Consider the following 18,125-nt stretch of genomic DNA (forward strand, 5'->3'; position numbering starts at 1 on the left):
CCTCCTATTGCCAAGCATTCATGCCACCTTTGACATTTGTCACTTGGTTATATCCTAATTTTTTTAATTGTTTACATGCTTGCTGACTTCTCATGCCACTTTGACATATAACAACTAATTCTTTATCTTTACTAAGTTCAGTCACAGCTTTTTGTTTCAATTCATGTAGCGGGATGTTTTTAAATCCCTTAATCTTATTACCATTAAATTCGTTAACCGTACGAACATCTATGAATTGTTTCTTTTTGTCCTTTAATTCACTTTTCAAATCTTTAGTCGTAATCATTCGAATCCCTTTCGTAGGAAACATTCGTTTTATTACTAGATAAGCAAGTAAGATAACGACACTAACAAAGACAATTTCCACATTTTTCACTCCTTTCAAAATTAGCTTCTTATACCTACAAGGGTATAAAATCAGTGAAATAAAAAAGTTCGTCAACATGACAACGACTTACTTTTCATATCATATACCCTGCAAGGTATAATTTCAAGTGTTAAATTCATTTTTTTCTTTCCAACATGAGAAAGATGCTGGAAACATGCCTTTTATAGCTTTTTTTATTTTATCTGTGATCAATTCTATTGCTTTTATCTTTATTTTCCCTTTATTCCGAACATTAACACATTTAAACAATAAACAAAGACCTGCTATAGAATTGATCTTCCTTTTAGCAGGTCTTTCATTTATTTATTTTTTTGTTTCAGGGCATCCTTTAAATCGTCTCTCGTATTATGTTTCCAAATCGGTACATCCATATGATAAGCGGAACGGGCCATCATAAAACCAGAAATTGGTGCTGTTAGAAACACAAAGATAATTGTTAATAAGATCTTTCCACTTACAATATTATCTTCAAATACAAAGAATAAGAATAAACCTATCATAATACCAACAACACCTAGTGTTGAGGCTTTAGTTGCTGCATTAATACGCGTGTATACATCAGGTAACCGAACAATCGCAATCGCACCTAACAACATAAACAACGCACCAAGTAGCACAAAAAAACTAATGATTATCTCTGTCAATGACAACGCCCCCTTCCATATACTTCGATAAGGCAATTGTTCCTACAAAAGATAAGATACCCAAAACTAATATAACATCCACGTATACCAACGTGTGCTGAATAATCATTAACATACCAACAAATCCTATCATTGTTATACCTAATAAATCTAAAGCAACAATACGATCAAAAATGGACGGTCCAATAATCATTCGAATAAAACACAATACGATGGCAACAGATAACATCATTAATACGATCCAAGCAACCGTTTCTAGCATTAATCTGTCACCTCCAATATCCCTTTTTCAAATGTATCTTTTATACCAGCAATTACAGCTTCTTTACTGTCAATATTTAATGTATGGATATAAAGCGTCTTCTGATCATCCGAGAAAGCCATCACAAGTGTCCCAGGTGTCAACGTGATCAGACTTGCTAATAGCGTTACTTCTAATCCTGATTTTAGTTCTGTTGGATAAGCAATGATCCCAGGATTTGTTTTTAATTTTGGCGTTATAATAATTCTTGCAACATCTATATTTGCTATTACCATTTCTTTTAGAAAAAGAAGTGCTAATTTAGCAAAAGCAATAATTTTAGAGAAATATATATCAAATTGAAGAAAGCGTCGGAATAAGTATAATAATAATACCCCTATCACATACCCAATAAGAAAGGATGAAAAAGTAAATTGACTTGTTAATAACATCCATATTAACGCTATGCTAAGGTTTAATAAGATTTGTAAAGCCATTGCACTACCCCTTTAATTAGTGATCTATTTTGAACCTAGGACCGCTTGTATATAATTGGCTGGATCTAGGATTTGATCAGCAACTCCTAGTGAATATTGAAATACTGGTTCCGCGAAAAATCCTAAGCAAATCGTCAAAGCTACTAATGGAATAATAGGACGTAATAACGAGAACATTTCTTTCCTATTTATTTTATCAGCTGGAATTGTTGCTTCTCCCCAAAATGCATACATGAAGATTTTCATCATGGAGAACAAGGTTAAAATTCCAACAACTAATGCTACTGTCACAATAATATAGCTTTGTTCTTGTATTGCTGACAATATCAATGCAAATTTACTAAAGAATCCACTAAGTGGCGGAATACCAGCAAGTGACATTGCAGAGATAAAGAAAAGCCAGCCTACCCATGGATGTGTTTTTAATAAACCACCCATTTTCTTTAGATCGGTCGTTCCAGTAATTTTTTCGGTCGCACCGGCAAATAAAAACAGTGCAGATTTCACAATAATATGGTGTGCAATATAATAAATAGCGCCTGCTAATGCTAACTGCGTATAGATACCTAATCCCATTACCATGTAACCTACTTGACTAATAATATGGTAAGACAAGATTCGTTTGAAATCGAATTGTGATACGGCACCAAGCACACCGAAAAACATTGTAGCGCCAGCAAGTGCCAAAATAATAGTATGTGTAAACCCTGTATTATGGATAAATATTAATGTGAATATTCGAATGATCGCGTAAATACCGACCTTCGTTAGTAAACCACCAAATAACGCTGAGATTGCTGCTGGAGGTCCGTAATAAGATTTAGGTAACCAAAAGTAAAGTGGAAACAAGGCACCTTTTGCCCCAAAAACAAACAAAAAGATTATCGCAATAACATTTAGAATGCCTTCTTGACCCATTACTTGAACGCGTTCAGCTAAGTCAGCCATATTTAATGTTCCAGTTGTTGCATATAACAATGCAAGTCCCACAAGGAAGAACGCAGAAGCAACCATATTCATTACAACATATTTAAAAGATTCACGTAATTGATAACCAGTTCCACCGTGAACAATTAATACATACGAAGCAATTAGCATTACTTCAAAGAAAACAAATAAGTTGAATAAATCACCTGTTAGAAAAGCACCATTTACACCTGTAAGTAAGAAAAAGTAAAATGGATAGAAATAAAATTTCTCGCGATCGCTATGGATTGTTTTAAATGCAAAGAATAAACAAACGGCACCAACAATACTTGATAAGAGTACCATCATCGTTGCTAACATATCTGCTACTAGCACAATACCAAATGGTGCATCCCAATCCCCAACATTTAACGTGATGATTTGGGTCGCATCGACATATACCATATAACCTAAGTATACCGCTACACCTAATTGTGCTATAACTGCAATTCCAGCGATCACACGTTGTAATTTATGTTTTTTTGCAAAAAAGATTAATAGCGTACCAATAAACATTGGCAGCAATATTGGCAGCATTAAAAAATTACTCATCTGATCTTCCCCTTAATTTATCTAAATCATCGGTTTGATGTACTTTATAGGTACGATACGTCATTACTAGTAATAATGCTGTCATACCAAAGCTAATAACAATTGCTGTTAGAATTAATGCTTGTGGTAATGGATCCGTGTAACTTGAAGCATCTTCACCTAATAGTGGAGCTGATTCGCCACCTAGGCCACCCATCGTTAAAATTAGAAGATGTGCACCATGTGAAATCAATACCGTTCCTAGAACAACACGGAATAAACTTTTTGTTAAAATTAAATAAGTTGCTACTGAAAAAAGTACGCCAATTAAAACTACAATTAAAATTTCCATTAGGCCTCATCCTCCGCAATCGTTGTAATTATTAATAGTGCTACACCAATCACGACGAGATATACACCAATATCAAACACTAATGCGGTCGTTAACTCTGTTTCACCAAGAATAGGTAGTTTTACGTAATCAAAGAATTGTGTTAGGAAGGGATAACCAAACAACGTACTACTTACCCCAGTCCCCATTGCAATAAGTAATCCTGTACCGATAAAGTACGGATAATAAAATGGTAAAACTTTTTTGATTGTTTTTAAATCAAAACTAATGTACAACAGAACAATTGCGGATGCAGCCATCAATGCACCAATAAAACCACCGCCAGGATTACTGTGTCCTGCAAATAATAAGTAAAATGAAAAGGAGAGTACAATGAAAACTGCAATTTGCGTAATCGTATGCAAGGATAAATTATTTTTCATCTTAAACATCTTCCTTTCCACTCATACGTAATTTAATTAACGTAACAACACCTAATGCCGCAATACCCAATACTAGAATTTCAAGCATCGTATCAAGCCCACGAAAATCAACTAAAATTACGTTAACAATATTATCTCCGCCACCAAGATCATGTGCATTATCTATATAATATTGGGAGATAGATTCAAATGGTTTTTTGTTCCCAAATGATAAGGCACTTAAAGCCATTACTGTAACCAATGCACCAACACCAACTGAGATAATAACATTCACCCATTTAAACGATGGCTTAAAGTTCTCTTTTCTTAACTCAGGTAAATGATAGAAACAAAGCAAGAACAATGCAGTCGTTACTGTCTCGACCAACAATTGTGTTAACGCTAAGTCAGGAGCACGGAATAAAACATAAAATAGAGATACTAAAAACCCAACAAAACCAACAGATATAATTGCGACCACCCGGTTATTTATGAATGGCACAGCAATGACAGCCGCTGCGACAACAGCAACAACGAACCATACATAAAGCGGGATCGGCGCAACATTTGTCGTATCAATTGCAAAAGCATCAAAGCGATACATCGTATAAAAGGTTAAACCAAGTAAGAATACATACATGTATACAAAATAATCACGTAGCAAACCTGTTATTTGGATATTCGTTATTTTTGCTGCAACAACTACTAATTTCTCTAATAAAAAGTCATAAACATAGTTGACTGGATCTTTTTGATGCAATCGTAAATACTGATACACCTTTTGCCATTTTGACAGTGTCAGATACATAAGCGTACCAATAATAATAATACCAATTGTCATATGCAATGGTGAATAATCAATACCATGCCAAGCTGAGATATGGATATCAAAATTTTCCACTCCAGTTAACGAAGCTGGATAAATTGCTTGAACTGCTGGTTCAATAATACTGTCTGACAAAATGTTTGGAAAGAAACCAAACAAGACAACAAGACTAGCCAAGATAATTGGTGGGATTAACATACCAATTGGTGCTTCGTGTGGCTTTTTATCTAATTTTTCAGGCTGATATTTGCCTGTGAATGGTTTAAATACAAGAATCATACAGTAGATAAAAGTGAATACACTTGCTACCCATGCAACTACTGGGAACAATATGCCAAATGTTTGCATATTAAAATCAGCAATTTCGGTAGCGTTTAACATAGTATCTAAAAACATCTCTTTACTTAAGAAACCGTTAAACGGATAAATACCAGCCATCGAAAAGGCACCAATGATCGAAATGGTAAAGGTAATCGGCATGAAGGTCATCAAACCACCCAATTTTCGAATATCCCTTGTGCCTGTTTCGTGATCAATAATACCCGCAACCATAAACAAACTACCTTTAAAGGTTGAATGGTTAATTAAGTGGAAAATCGCAGCAACAGTTGCAGCGGTATAGCCAGCTTCATAACCATAGTAAGCTGCAGCAGATCCTACGCCTAACATACTCATAAGCATACCTAACTGACTGATTGTTGAGTAAGCAAGAATCGACTTTAAATCTGTTTGTCGAACTGCGTTAAATGAACCCCACAGTAAGGTGAATAAACCGACACCTGAAACGATCCAGAACCATTCTGGAGCACCAGAGAAGACGGGACTTAATCGAGCTACTAAATAAATCCCCATTTTAACCATTGTTGCAGAGTGCAAATAAGCACTAACTGGTGTTGGTGCTTCCATCGCGTCAGGTAACCAAATATGAAATGGAAACTGTGCCGACTTGGTAAATGCACCCATAAGGATAAGTAACATAGCAGGGATAAACAAATTACTAGCTGCTACAACATCTGCTTGTGTAATAATTTCGGTTATTGTAAATGTACCTGTCATAACGTACAGCAAGGCGAAACCAGCGAGCATTGCAAAACCACCGGTTACGGTTATTAGCATCGACTTCTGTGCACCATAACGTGATTTCTCGCGGTGGTGCCAATAGCCAATTAATAAGGATGATGACAAGCTTGTTAATTCCCAAAATACATACATAACCATTAGATTTCCTGATAATACAACTCCGAGCATTGCACCCATAAACATTAGTAAATAGAAATAAAAGTTATGAAGTGCCTCCCCTTTTTTGGTTAAATAGAATATCGAGTATAAAACAACAAGTGCCCCTATTCCCGTAATCAGTAAACCAAATAATAAGGAAAGACCATCTAAATGGATATCAAAATTAATACCAAGTGAAGGGACCCAAGCTAATTTCCTAACAACAACTTCACCTGCTGAAAGTGTTGGAATAAAGCTTATCAAATAAGCAAACAAAATAGTTGGTAATATTAATACAAACCAACCCGTGTGAACTTTTGGTATTTTGTTGTATAACAACGGAACAATTAATGCCAATAAAAATGGTACTATAATTGCAATATGTAATGCAGACAAGAGCCTAGACCTCCTCAAATTAAAAAACTAATATTTTTCATAAAGTAGTAATCGATTATTTTATGACTCCTCTTTATATCAGACAATATAAAAAAGTATACATGATTTATTTTTTACTCGCAATTAACGAAACTGCTTAAGCATTGTATTTTTGACGTTATTATTAAATATGAAGAAACACAGCATAAAAAAATATTATTTTTTTTATTTTTCCACAATGTAAGCGCCATACATTACATAAATAAATCCGATCAGCAAGCTGATCGGATTTTAAAAACCTACAATTTAAAACGAGCAGTAACTTTATTTAAACTATCCGCTAGTTTTGCTAATTTACCTGAACTAGTTGCAACTTCTTCCATCGATGTACTTGTTTGTTCGATCGATGCTGCTGTTTCTTGAATTCCTGCAGCAGATTCTTCCGAAACGGAAGCAATCTCTTCAATTGCATTGTTCATTGTATCACTATTTTGGTTGATTAATTCTAAATTATTCGAGATATCACGAATACTTGTAGCCATATCATCTAATTCTACTTTCATTTTTTCAAATGTTTCTCCAGTTGACATAACTTGATTCATACCTTTCTCAACTTCTTTATGCCCACCTTCAAGCGAAGTAGTTACCAGTTTGGTTTCTTTTTGAATATTACCGACAATGCCTGTAATGTCCGTTACTGAAACACCCACTTGCTCTGCTAGCTTACGAACTTCATCCGCTACAACTGCAAACCCTTTACCATGTTCACCTGCACGCGCTGCTTCAATCGCTGCATTCAACGCCAATAAATTTGTTTGCTCTGCAATATCTTTTATAACACTTACTAGTTTTGAAATTTCTTTTGATTGTGCATCTAAACCTTTAACTTGGCTAACTGCATCTGTTACGACTTGGAATATTTGTCCCATTTGCATAATAGAGCTGTCCATCGATTGACTACCCTCTTTAGTTAAATCAATCACTTCCTGAGAAGATTGGTAAACTCGCTCTCCTTTTGAATTAGCCTCTGTTATTTTTTGTGAAAAATCTGCCATTGAACTCGCAAGATCAGTTGTTGTATCAGCTTGTGACTCAGCACCAGATGACAATTCTTCCATTGTCGTCGCAACTTGATCACTTGCTTCTCTCACCTCATTAGAAGATTGTGTCAACTCTTCACTTTGACTTGCAACAGATCCAGATACTTCTTGAATTTCCGCAACAATTTCTGTTAAATTCACCTGCATGCTGTTCATAGACTCAATTAACTGTCCAACTTCATCTCGTGATTTAACTTCTAGTGGTTCTATCGATAGATTACCATTAGAGATTTCATTCATTTGCTCACTTACAAGCTTAATCGGTTTCGTAATAATACTCGCTATAAGTAACGCAATCACCACTGCGATTACTAAAATCACTAAACCAACAACAAATCCTACTGTACTGTTTACTTCATTTTGAGCCAAAAGTTCATTACCAGCTTCTGTAATAATATTTTCTCTTGTTTCTACTAAGGAAGTGAAACCCTTTCTTATTTCTTGTGCGAATGGTTCTGCTGTATTTTGTAAGTACGTCTCTGCTTCAGCAACGTTTCCTTGATCATATGCATCAAAAATATTCTTTTCAACTGATTTCTGCCATTCCTGACTGTCCGTAATGAGTTGTTTTAGTTCCTCTGAATCGGAATAACTTAATACCTCTTCTTCTAATGCTATGCTAGTTTCTGTATATCCATTAAATAATTCTTTATATCTCTCATCACCAAACAATATATATGCACGCGCCAATCCTATACGCTCTACAATACTATATTTTAATTCTTCATCTGCAATTAATAGAGGCAATTGATAATCAGTAATATCCTCTGTATCTGTCTGAATAATAGTCGAAGAAACAATATTATACGTACTATAACCAAGAATCAATATTATAATTACTGAAAAACCAAGTAAAATTTTTGTCCGAATGGACTTGAACTGCGTTAATCTCTTCATGTTGACAATCCCCCATATTTTTATAATTATATCTTTTTTATTATCGGTTTTAATTCGGAAAGATGTATAGCTTTCCGAATATTTTCCGTTTTATTTCGACAAATTATTGACAAATAACTATTTACTTGCATTATTATAGAAAACGATGATAAACTACACCAATCTATTTTGGAGCGAAATATTTTATAAGGAAGGAATGGATCATGTCTATATTTCAGATGATTAAAACTACCGATAAACTAGACCAATTTATAACTCAAAATGAAATTGCCTTTCTCTATATTTCAAGACCAAATTGCAGTGTTTGTCATAGTTTATTACCTCAAGTAGAAAGAATTATGAGAGGATATCCAGAAATCACACTTGGACATATAGAAGTCGATCAATTACCTGAAGTAGCTGGTAGATTTTCAATTTTCACTGTACCTGTTCTACTATTATTTGTAGAAGGAAAGGAATATTTACGAGAAGCAAGAATCGTCCATCTTGAAGTGTTTGAAGAACGTTTAAATAAAATCTATCAAGGGGTAATCAACAAGAGTTAATATATTAAACGCATATATTTCCCTATTTTTATATTAACTAGATATCTATACCTATCCTTTCCATTTCTATTACGTATAGTAAAGTATATTCAATAGAAGGGAGGAATTATCTTGAATAGTATTATGAATACGGAACTTGATCAATGTGTATGTGACATTGTACAACAAATTGTTGATGCGCAAGATGAAGTAGCAAATAATAATAACCACTGTGTCACGAGTTGTGAAAAATCGATCCAACAATTACTTTCACCACAAACGGTAAATGGTACTAATACAACGATACCTTTCATTCTTTATTGTCAGGATTGTAAACCTTTTATTGGTAATGGCGTCTTTCAAGATGAGTTAGGGATGTCTGGAAACACCTACTTTGGTTGTGTAGAAACTCCTATTTTCCGCGCGAAGAAATTCATTGAAGGTAGTGATTGCTGTGTCAAACTAGAACTATTACTTCCAGTAACAGCTGGAGGATCTACTCCAGGTCCAGGCGGTCGCGATGTATGTGATTATTTCCCTGGCAATAGTATTAGGAATTTCCAATCAACTGGAATCTGTATAACTGTAGATTTAGATTGTTTCTGTAGTATCACTTGTCTTGCTCCAATTACACCTCTCCCCGTTTCTTCATTTACAATGAACGAAGAAGACTAAGTTTATCTTTAATAGGGTGCTCTACTTGAGCACCCTATTTTTTGTTTTGTATATTTTTTAAGGTATTTCAATTAAATCTTTCGTTGTAATCATGCCTAACAACTTTTCTTCGGGCTTACCATTTTTTGTGATTAACAATGCGTCAAGTCGCTTCGTTTGTTTAATTTGCTTTAGGAAAAAATGTTCAGCTTGATACATACTCATTGATTGATTAATAAATTTATAATTGTGTGCTCTATCATCATCTCTGATAATATCACTTACAGCTGTATGAAATAATTGATCAGCATTTTTTGTTACATGTTTAGACAACCAATGTGTAATCCCCTTATCCGTTAAGAGCCCTATTAATTCTTTGTTCAGATAAACTGGAAACTGTGAATAGTCGGTTTCATGAATAACGCGAAGAACATCACTTAAAGTATCGTTTGCTTGAATTTGACGCATTCTCTTAGAAAATCGTGGTATTACTAATTCTGGTGCAGTCAATTTCTTTTCAATGTTCTCCATTCTTACCACCACATCGTCATGCGGCTCAGCAATCGCATATTTCGTATTCGTCCGTTCATGAATAATAGCATTACGTAATTCTGCATATTCTATTAAATCATCTTGATAACGATCCACAATCGCATTCGATCGTTTTAACAATTGGACTGAGCGATAAAATGAAAGATGTCTTTTTTCATTAATTTCTTTATCAAAAAATGCTTCGATTTTATTAAAAGCAATGATAAACCGTTCTGAATTTTTCATTAGCATGTACTCCTCCCGCTTGAACTCTATTTGCTTATACTTTACACGTCATATTCATAGAAAACAAATAATGAATAGGTAAAATTATACTTTTAAGTTGTACATCGTTATGAATAATTGTATGATAATATTTATTGGCCTTATCAAGAGACTAAAACAGAAATAAAAATTCTATAGATTTTCAGGTGATAAAATGGAAATGGACGCATTAAAACAAGTTGAACAATTAGCATTAAAAAAACAAGAAACGTTTAAGAACAGTCGTCTTATCTATCTCACTCGCGCTATTCTCGCGAGCATGTTTATCGGATTTGGTGTTATTGTTGCCTTTAAAACAGGAAATTATTTTTATTTAGAAGGCTCACCTTTTGCATATCCAATGGCCGCAATTACCTTTGGTGCTGCGATTATCTTGATCGTCTATGGTGGTGGAGATCTTTTCACAGGTAACACCTTTTATTTTACAATAGCAGCATTGAATAAAAAAATGCGTTGGATAAATGTTTTTCGTATGTGGGGAATGACCTATTTAGGTAATATTATTGGTGCAATTGGCTTTGCCATCTTTATCTATTTAACTGGCCTTTTTGCAGATGGCAATGTAAGTACATTTTTAATGAGTGCAGCAGCCAAGAAAATGGACATTTCTTTTTGGGAACTGTTTTTCCGGGCAATATTGTGTAATTGGCTTATTTGTCTTGCCTTTTTCATTCCAATGAAGATGAAAGGTGATGGCGCAAAATTATTTGTGATGATGCTATTCGTATTTGGATTTTTCATTTCTGGGTATGAACATAGCATAGCAAATATGGTAACATTTTCTATCGCTTTAATATTAGAGCATCCAGATACCATTTCAATTAGCGGCGCAATTTATAACTTAATACCTGTCACAATTGGGAATATTATTGGCGGACACTTGTTAATGGGTTGGGTATATAATTATATTAACAAGCCCTATATGGACGTGAAATAGCAGTAAAAAATCTCGTTAAGTTCATTATCAAAATTGTATGCAACTGATAAATAGTAAAGAGATCACACAAATTGTGTGACCTCTTTTTTTAGCTCCTTTTTATCATATTGCTTAGATTTAATTTAATTAACTCAACTTTCTCACTTAAAAAAAAGCGCTAATCGTTTGATGTTATGAGTTTGGATTGTGTTCATTATAAAGCATGACACTATTTAAAAAAGTTGTTGATTACTGAATAACCATAGACTCTGTCGTAACTGTCTTGTTGATTTCCACTTCAGGCAGTCGCTTTCCGCGGGCAAGTCTTCAGCTAACTCCGAAAAGCAAAATGCACTTTCCGAAGTGGATCTTCAGATCTTGCTTTTCCCGCAGGAGTCGACTGTCTTACGCTACAATCAAATAGCATAATGCGGGAATCTGTTGTCAAAAGCACAATAAAACTTTATCAATAGCAGATAATATTTTAAATTTAATCTCTATCCAGCGTAGGAAGTAAATGGGTGAGACTCCTGTGGGAACAGCACAAGTCGAAGATCCACTTGGTGAAGCGTTTTTCTTTACCAAGTTAGCTGAGACTGTGCCCACGGAAAGCGAATCCATTTACTGACGTAGCGGGTAAGAGTCCACTCTTACGACTGAGTTTCTCTCAAGTGCGTCAGATAAAATGCAGATTTTGAAAGACCGTAAAGTTATGCCAAAGAAAAGTATAGTATATTTCCGGAACTGTATGTTAAATCATATTTTACTTTTTTAACGATACTTTCCAAAATTAAAAACATAAACAATCACTACTATGCATTGCATGTTAGTAAGAAGCATGCTAGGCTATTATGTATAACAAGATACTAATAAAGGTAGATGATTTGTTTGGCAATTCGAAGTCAGTTATATAAAGGGATTTTAGAAGGATGTATTTTAGCAATTATTTCACGACAAACAGTCTATGGTTACGAACTATCGATTAAATTGGCAGAACAAGGATTAGAGGTGAGTGAAGGATCAATCTATCCAATTTTATTACGTTTACAAAAAGAGAAATTAATTACCGGTGAAATGCGCAAATCAGTTAGTGGTCCGAATCGGAAATATTATACCTTAACAGAATCCGGTAAAGATGCACTTCAACTATTTAAACAAAATTGGGAGATGATTAAATCACCAGTTGATCAACTATTAAAGAAAGACGGTGAATAATGATGAAAGCAACAGAATTAATTGAAGAAAACAATCAAAAACGCAAACAATTAAATGAAGAGAATTTGTTTTATTATGAGGAAATGCTCGTATATCTTCGTCTCTCCTATCAAAAATCGGAACAAGCAACTGAAGAAATATTAACCGAGCTATTAGATCACTTACTAACAGCACAGGATCAGGGGCGGACAGCTGAGGATGTCTTCGGTGGTAATCCGAAACAATATGCAGATGAGATCGTTGGCGAATTACCAAAAATGCTTACGAAAGAACGGTTTACTTTTATTAACATTGGAATTTTATCGTTCTTATCTGCTGGTATTTTTGCCACTAGTACTATTAATCTTGTTTTATTTTATTTTTTTGAAATTGGTGAGTTATACAGAGTTACCCATCTTCCATCCATTCTTATAGAAGGTATTCTTTCCATCTTGTTTGCTTTTCTTTTTGTCTGGGTAATTGTTCATTATCTTCGTTGGACTACTTTTAAAAAGATTCATAAGGTAAAAGAATTTTTTATTCTTTGGCTACTTAGCATAATTACATTAGGTATGGTAGTTGTTATTTATTTATTTTTTCCTGATTTCGGTATTGCAATCGACATACCTTATTGGGTTCTTCTTTTCGCAAGTCTAGGTTTATTTCTAATTAATTGGCGTTTACTAAAAAAATAAAAGTTACCAATTAATGAAACGATTTACCTTTTTCTATCGTATGTATAGTAGACTACTTTTCTAGAGAGGAAGATATTTTTGAGACAATCACCAAAGGAACGGATTGCAGCAGATGCAATCAAGGCTTGGCAATTAAATGCCACACTAATGGCACTCATTCCACTTATCGTTACGATTGCCCTATTTATTTTGGCAAACATTTTTACGTTTTCTTATTGGTATGCGATTGGCTTATTAGCACTAACATTAGTAGAGAGTATTGTTACTATTTTAATTATTCCAAAGATTCGTTGGAACCGATGGCGTTATCAAATCTATGATCAAGAGATTTATATTCAAAACGGCATTCTGATTGTCACGCGTACACTTGTACCGATGATTCGTGTCCAACATGTCGATACCAAGCAAGGGCCGATTCTAAAAAGATATGGCTTAGCAAGCTTAACAATTTCAACAGCAGCTACAACACATGAAATACCAGCACTACTGGAAGATGAAGCATATGCCTTACGTGATCAAATAGCTGAGTTAGCGAGGGTGGAGCAAGATGATGTCTGAAGCAAAAAGACTGCATCCAGCGGCAATAATTTTTCGTGCAATAAACGCGATAAGACAATCTATCTTTGGCTTACTTCCGATTATTTTATTAGCATCTAATGATGGACTCTTTAAATATGTCATTCTAGGTGTTGTCGTTCTAACCGTTGTTTTCATCATTTTTAGTGTTATAGGTTGGATGAAATTCACGTATCAACTTGACGAAGATCAATTACGGATTGAACAAGGTATTTTTATACGTAAAAAACGGACGATTTCTAAAAATAGAATTCAATCGATAGACTTATCTCAAAATGTTATCCATCGTATTTTCGGATTAACAAAGGTACAAATTGAAACAGCCGGTAGTGATCAAGATGTTGATGCAGCACTTACTGCGGTAACATTTACGGAGGGGCAATGGTTACATGATCAATTAAAAGCAAAGCGACCTACCGTAACTAACAGTGACGAGCACCTCGTTGCAGACGAAAGTAAGCCTGAGATCGATTATCCATCTCGCACGATTTCGTTTCAAAAATTATTTATTGCAGGATCAACATCTGGTAGTTTTGGGATCATTCTAGCTTTACTAGCCTTCCTTTCATCTCAGGTTGAAACGCTTATTCCAGATAAAATCTATCAAGATACAACCACTTGGCTCGTATCACAAGCGATTGAAACAATTGTGATACTATCGATCCTTTTCTTTATTGGTATTTGGCTTGTTGGTATTGTAGGTACGATAATTAAATACGGCAATTTCACAATTACGAGATATGAAGAGGAGTTATATATTACACGTGGTTTGTTAGAAAAGAAACAGACAACAATTCCGTTGAAACGAATCCAAGCTGTAGGTATTACACAATCCATTATTCGCCAACCGTTAGGGTTAGCAACAATTTTTGTTGAGATTGCTGGTGGGGAAACAGATAAACAAGAAGGCACAAACACGATTCTGTTTCCTTTATTACGCAAAAATAAGATACACGACTTTTTAAATGAAATAATTCCAGAGTATAGTGACCTACCGGAGAACTATACGGCCTTACCAAAACGGGCGTTACCTTATTATCTTATTCGTTCGATTTGGATTCCCTTACTTGCAACAATTGCTGTAGGTATCTTCTTTATCGATTGGATATGGATTCCTATTATCGTACTAGCATTATCTATTTTGTTAGGTGTCCTGACTCACCGGACAAATAGTTTCAATCTGACAGAATCAATGTTAACGTTGCAGATGCGTCAGCTCTCAAAAGAAATTATTATGCTGAAACAAAAGCGTATTCAAGCTTTTGAAAAGAAACAACATATCCTTCATCGTAAACAAAATCTTGCCTCGTTGAAAGGTTCTATTCTTAATAATTTTTTCGGAAGGGACTATAGACTATCTGAGCTTGAAGAAGAAGATGTCGATCGAATCGCAGATTGGTATTCTTATACAGAAAAACAGGGTTCCGACTAACTTGTCGTTGCCCTGTTTTTTATTTGGTTTGGCCATTTTGTGTTAAAAAGATTGCTACACACTGTGCGTCCCACTGGGTACCTGCCCCACTTCTAATAATGTCATATGCGCGCTCTTTTGGCATCGCATTTCGGTACGGCCTTGTTTGATGTCATCGCATCAAATGCGTCAGCAACTGCAATAATTCGACCAAATAAAGGTATATGTTCCCCTTCTAATTGATCGGGATACCCTTTACCATCAAACCGTTCATAGTGTGATCGAACACCAGGCAGCATTTTCTCCATTGCGTCTTTCTCTTTTAGAGAGAGTACCATATGATTAAACCCATCTATTAGTTTTGAAAAATCATTTGAATAATTATCTTCTGCACCCACAGCAAAATTTCCTGCTTGTACTTTTTTCATCGAGACTTGCAATTCTGTAATTGGATCTTGAATTGATTTAGCAAATAACCATGCACTCAAAGAGGCGAACAATATACTCATGACAATAATTGCTCCAGCCCAGTTCCAATAATCAGCAGCTATATCAGGTGCCACCTCTTCTAAACGAATTTGAGCAGATACCGTAAATAATAATATTGGCGAAACACCAATCACTAAAGCGCTAGCTATTAACGTTTTTCTAATCGTAACAAATATATAACCATGAGTGGATAATTCAATTTGGTGAATCGTCCTTGCTTTTTTTCTTATTTCAGCTAAAACTGGTTTAATTGCTTCAATCGTCAAATAATATTCAACAAGTCCATGCATAAGGGCAACTAAGGCAGAACCAATATACGCATATACGACATATTGATAGGAAACATGTAAGATTCCCATTTGAATAAATAGAATAGAGATAGCTCCAGCTGGTATCGAAAATCCAAGGAAATGTGGTAACAAAATTCTGCGCACAGTTAAAAATGGAAAGCGGTGTGTTTGTTTATAGGCTGCAGTAATTTCATCCATTGAAAGTTCCTGATCGGACGTCGCAAACTTGATCATATGTAGGTCTTTGTGGAGAACATATAATTCTGCTCCCATCATGACAACAAGCGAAACGAGAATAGTCGCGATCATAACAGATAGCTCAATTTCTGGAATCTCTAATGTTGTAAAAATAAACGTTCCCCCGACTAGTAGGACAGCAATGAAGGAACCAATTAAATAATTTATAATAATACGCCGAACAAACTGGTGATAAACGTGCATTGATACACCTACTTCTCATGTTTGTAAATAGAGAAAGTTCCGCATATCTTAGCGGAACCCTCTTTATGTTGTTTGTGATCATTTGATTGCGTTTGTGATCAATCTATTGGATTTGTGAGCATTTAATCGTGTTTGTGATCAACTAGATCAAATACCTATCAAATTAATAAACATTCATTCTCATAAATAAATGTATATTGTATATCTATAAATAAATAGTATGAGCTGGATAATGGATAGCTAAATGTTCGGATTAATTCTCTTGTCTCAATATCTGAGTAAATGTCAGACAATATGCCTTTTTTCCATATTTTCATTTGCATCATATTTTCTAGGAAATAGGGACGGAATGCCCAGTTTGAACCTTTTCGATCAGTCTCAATTTGCCAACTTGTTGTTTGTTTTCTAAAGTTAGCGGACACTTGTTGACCATTACTATCACAAACATACATCCGAAAGCTTTCTTGATTAAAATTACTTGTTACCACCTCGATAAATCCATCAACATTTTCCGGGTCTTTCCACTGTGGTAGTAACTGTTTAAGTTTTTCTTCCCAAGATAAAATATAACCTAAACGCTCTTCAATCAACGATTTCTCCCGTTGGATATATTCCGATACTTTTTCACTAATATTCACGTTTACTGTCTCGGTCGAACCAAGTTCAAAAGCAGGTTTGGCAAGATAGAAACCCTGATAATAACGGCCGCCATTCTTCCAAGCAAAGTATTCTAAGAAATCATCTTCAATGTTCTCAAACAATAAGGCAGCACCGATTCGATGTGCTAACATTGCAAGTGAATACATGATGTCTTGAAATCCTTCCTCCTTATAGCTGCCAATTATCCGTGTATCAATTTTTAACATATGTGGTTCTAGTTGACGAATCCGATCTATATTAGCACTTTTGGCACCAACATGATCAATCGCAATTTGAATCCCATATGTTTTATAATAAAGTAATAAATGATTTATATTCTCAAAATCTTCGTCTATGTCTTCTTCTGTCACTTCAATCACAATTCGATTCATAGCAAAGCCTTCTTTTTCAAACAATAGCAATGCTTGTAATAAATCTTCGCCGTCATTGACAAGTAATTGTTTGGCATTACGATTTATACATAAAAAAGACGTTTGATCAGTTGCCAACATTTCTCTGATTGCAATATGTAAGAGATGTTGATCAACTTCAACTTTAAATTCAGCTGGCACTTCTAGGTCATGAAAAAAATCACCTAAACTTATCCATTCCTCACCATTATAAAAACGACCTAATACTTCATAACCCGCAATCGTATGGGTTATGGCGCTAAAAATAGGCTGATACGCTGGTTTTACACGATCTAAATCTCCGACAATATCTAACGGATCCATGTACTTTCCCTCCTTCACAACACTACTATTGTATCATAAAAAGCAGTGATAATTTGCTGAAAAAACTGTCATTTTAATAATTATCAGAAAATTTAAATAATAAACAAACAAGTAAAAGGAGCAATGACTGCTACCATCATCGCTCCTTTCATAGTTACTTACTCAACTTTCTCACCAAGACTGTTTTAAGTTTGGCTTATATCTGTTATATTACATGACAATGTTTATGACTAAATTTCCATAAACTGCGACATTACGTAACAGCTTAATTCGCTCTGGAAATACACTTCGCTTTCCGCAGGCACGTCTT

At 34.8% G+C, this 18,125-nt stretch carries 19 protein-coding genes; 7 read left to right on the forward strand and 12 right to left on the reverse strand.

Annotated elements, in window-relative coordinates; genetic code table 11:
- Positions 1 to 4: 4 nt before the first annotated feature.
- From D2K60_RS10655 to D2K60_RS10695, 9 genes are all read right to left on the reverse strand, one after another.
- Positions 5 to 310, reverse strand: a complete 306-nt coding sequence (locus tag D2K60_RS10655; RefSeq protein ID WP_420818824.1) for a rhodanese-like domain-containing protein — start codon at positions 308 to 310, stop codon at positions 5 to 7.
- Between the two features lie 377 nt (positions 311 to 687).
- Positions 688 to 1,032, reverse strand: coding sequence for a monovalent cation/H(+) antiporter subunit G (gene mnhG, locus D2K60_RS10660; RefSeq protein ID WP_338048365.1), 345 nt, complete (start codon positions 1,030 to 1,032; stop codon positions 688 to 690).
- Complete coding sequence (locus tag D2K60_RS10665; protein WP_117169981.1) at positions 1,013 to 1,294, reverse strand: Na(+)/H(+) antiporter subunit F1; 282 nt, start codon at positions 1,292 to 1,294, stop codon at positions 1,013 to 1,015. Before D2K60_RS10665 ends, mnhG begins: the two co-directional genes overlap by 20 nt.
- A complete protein-coding gene (locus D2K60_RS10670; protein WP_117169982.1) occupies positions 1,294 to 1,770 on the reverse strand; it encodes a Na+/H+ antiporter subunit E in 477 nt (158 codons plus the stop codon). The genes D2K60_RS10665 and D2K60_RS10670 overlap by 1 nt, the downstream gene beginning before the upstream one ends.
- A gap of 24 nt (positions 1,771 to 1,794) precedes the next feature.
- A complete protein-coding gene (locus D2K60_RS10675; RefSeq protein WP_117169983.1) occupies positions 1,795 to 3,288 on the reverse strand; it encodes a Na+/H+ antiporter subunit D in 1,494 nt (497 codons plus the stop codon).
- On the reverse strand, positions 3,281 to 3,619 hold the full coding sequence (locus tag D2K60_RS10680) for a Na(+)/H(+) antiporter subunit C (protein ID WP_117169984.1): 339 nt from the start codon (positions 3,617 to 3,619) through the stop codon (positions 3,281 to 3,283). Before D2K60_RS10680 ends, D2K60_RS10675 begins: the two co-directional genes overlap by 8 nt.
- Positions 3,619 to 4,041: a Na(+)/H(+) antiporter subunit B gene (locus D2K60_RS10685; RefSeq protein WP_117169985.1), complete on the reverse strand. Its 423-nt coding sequence runs from the start codon at positions 4,039 to 4,041 to the stop codon at positions 3,619 to 3,621. The genes D2K60_RS10680 and D2K60_RS10685 overlap by 1 nt, the downstream gene beginning before the upstream one ends.
- 1 nt (position 4,042) lies before the next feature.
- Positions 4,043 to 6,460: a Na+/H+ antiporter subunit A gene (locus D2K60_RS10690; protein WP_117169986.1), complete on the reverse strand. Its 2,418-nt coding sequence runs from the start codon at positions 6,458 to 6,460 to the stop codon at positions 4,043 to 4,045.
- A 278-nt stretch (positions 6,461 to 6,738) separates the two neighbouring features.
- Positions 6,739 to 8,436 (reverse strand): methyl-accepting chemotaxis protein, encoded by a 1,698-nt coding sequence (locus D2K60_RS10695; RefSeq protein WP_117169987.1) that lies wholly within the window; start codon positions 8,434 to 8,436, stop codon positions 6,739 to 6,741.
- Between the two features lie 203 nt (positions 8,437 to 8,639).
- Between D2K60_RS10695 and D2K60_RS10700 the strand changes: the two genes are divergently transcribed.
- Together D2K60_RS10700 and D2K60_RS10705 are read left to right on the forward strand one after the other, a co-directional pair.
- Positions 8,640 to 8,981, forward strand: a complete 342-nt coding sequence (locus tag D2K60_RS10700) for a thioredoxin family protein (protein WP_117169988.1) — start codon at positions 8,640 to 8,642, stop codon at positions 8,979 to 8,981.
- Positions 8,982 to 9,092: 111 nt separating this feature from the next.
- Positions 9,093 to 9,635: a CotY/CotZ family spore coat protein gene (locus D2K60_RS10705; RefSeq protein WP_240335295.1), complete on the forward strand. Its 543-nt coding sequence runs from the start codon at positions 9,093 to 9,095 to the stop codon at positions 9,633 to 9,635.
- A gap of 57 nt (positions 9,636 to 9,692) precedes the next feature.
- On the opposite strand, the gene D2K60_RS10710 is transcribed toward D2K60_RS10705, so the two are convergent.
- On the reverse strand, positions 9,693 to 10,391 hold the full coding sequence (locus tag D2K60_RS10710; protein ID WP_162880752.1) for a CBS domain-containing protein: 699 nt from the start codon (positions 10,389 to 10,391) through the stop codon (positions 9,693 to 9,695).
- Positions 10,392 to 10,584: 193 nt separating this feature from the next.
- On the opposite strand from D2K60_RS10710, the gene D2K60_RS10715 reads away from it, so the two are divergent.
- From D2K60_RS10715 to D2K60_RS10735, 5 genes are all read left to right on the forward strand, one after another.
- A complete protein-coding gene (locus D2K60_RS10715; RefSeq protein WP_117169990.1) occupies positions 10,585 to 11,367 on the forward strand; it encodes a formate/nitrite transporter family protein in 783 nt (260 codons plus the stop codon).
- Between the two features lie 867 nt (positions 11,368 to 12,234).
- Positions 12,235 to 12,561 carry a PadR family transcriptional regulator gene (locus tag D2K60_RS10720; RefSeq protein WP_117169991.1) on the forward strand — a complete coding sequence of 109 codons (327 nt, stop codon included), beginning with the start codon at positions 12,235 to 12,237 and terminating at the stop codon, positions 12,559 to 12,561.
- Entirely contained in the window at positions 12,561 to 13,235 is a 675-nt protein-coding gene (locus D2K60_RS10725; RefSeq protein WP_240335296.1) for a DUF1129 family protein, read from the forward strand. Before D2K60_RS10720 ends, D2K60_RS10725 begins: the two co-directional genes overlap by 1 nt.
- A gap of 78 nt (positions 13,236 to 13,313) precedes the next feature.
- Positions 13,314 to 13,793, forward strand: a complete 480-nt coding sequence (locus D2K60_RS10730; protein ID WP_117169993.1) for a PH domain-containing protein — start codon at positions 13,314 to 13,316, stop codon at positions 13,791 to 13,793.
- Complete coding sequence (locus tag D2K60_RS10735; RefSeq protein ID WP_240335297.1) at positions 13,786 to 15,243, forward strand: PH domain-containing protein; 1,458 nt, start codon at positions 13,786 to 13,788, stop codon at positions 15,241 to 15,243. Before D2K60_RS10730 ends, D2K60_RS10735 begins: the two co-directional genes overlap by 8 nt.
- 101 nt (positions 15,244 to 15,344) lie before the next feature.
- On the opposite strand, the gene D2K60_RS10740 is transcribed toward D2K60_RS10735, so the two are convergent.
- Both D2K60_RS10740 and D2K60_RS10745 read right to left on the reverse strand, forming a co-directional pair.
- On the reverse strand, positions 15,345 to 16,442 hold the full coding sequence (locus tag D2K60_RS10740) for a methyl-accepting chemotaxis protein (protein ID WP_117169995.1): 1,098 nt from the start codon (positions 16,440 to 16,442) through the stop codon (positions 15,345 to 15,347).
- A 158-nt stretch (positions 16,443 to 16,600) separates the two neighbouring features.
- A complete protein-coding gene (locus D2K60_RS10745) occupies positions 16,601 to 17,815 on the reverse strand; it encodes an EAL domain-containing protein (RefSeq protein ID WP_117169996.1) in 1,215 nt (404 codons plus the stop codon).
- Positions 17,816 to 18,125 lie beyond the last annotated feature (310 nt).

This window comes from Paraliobacillus sediminis, from assembly GCF_003426055.1.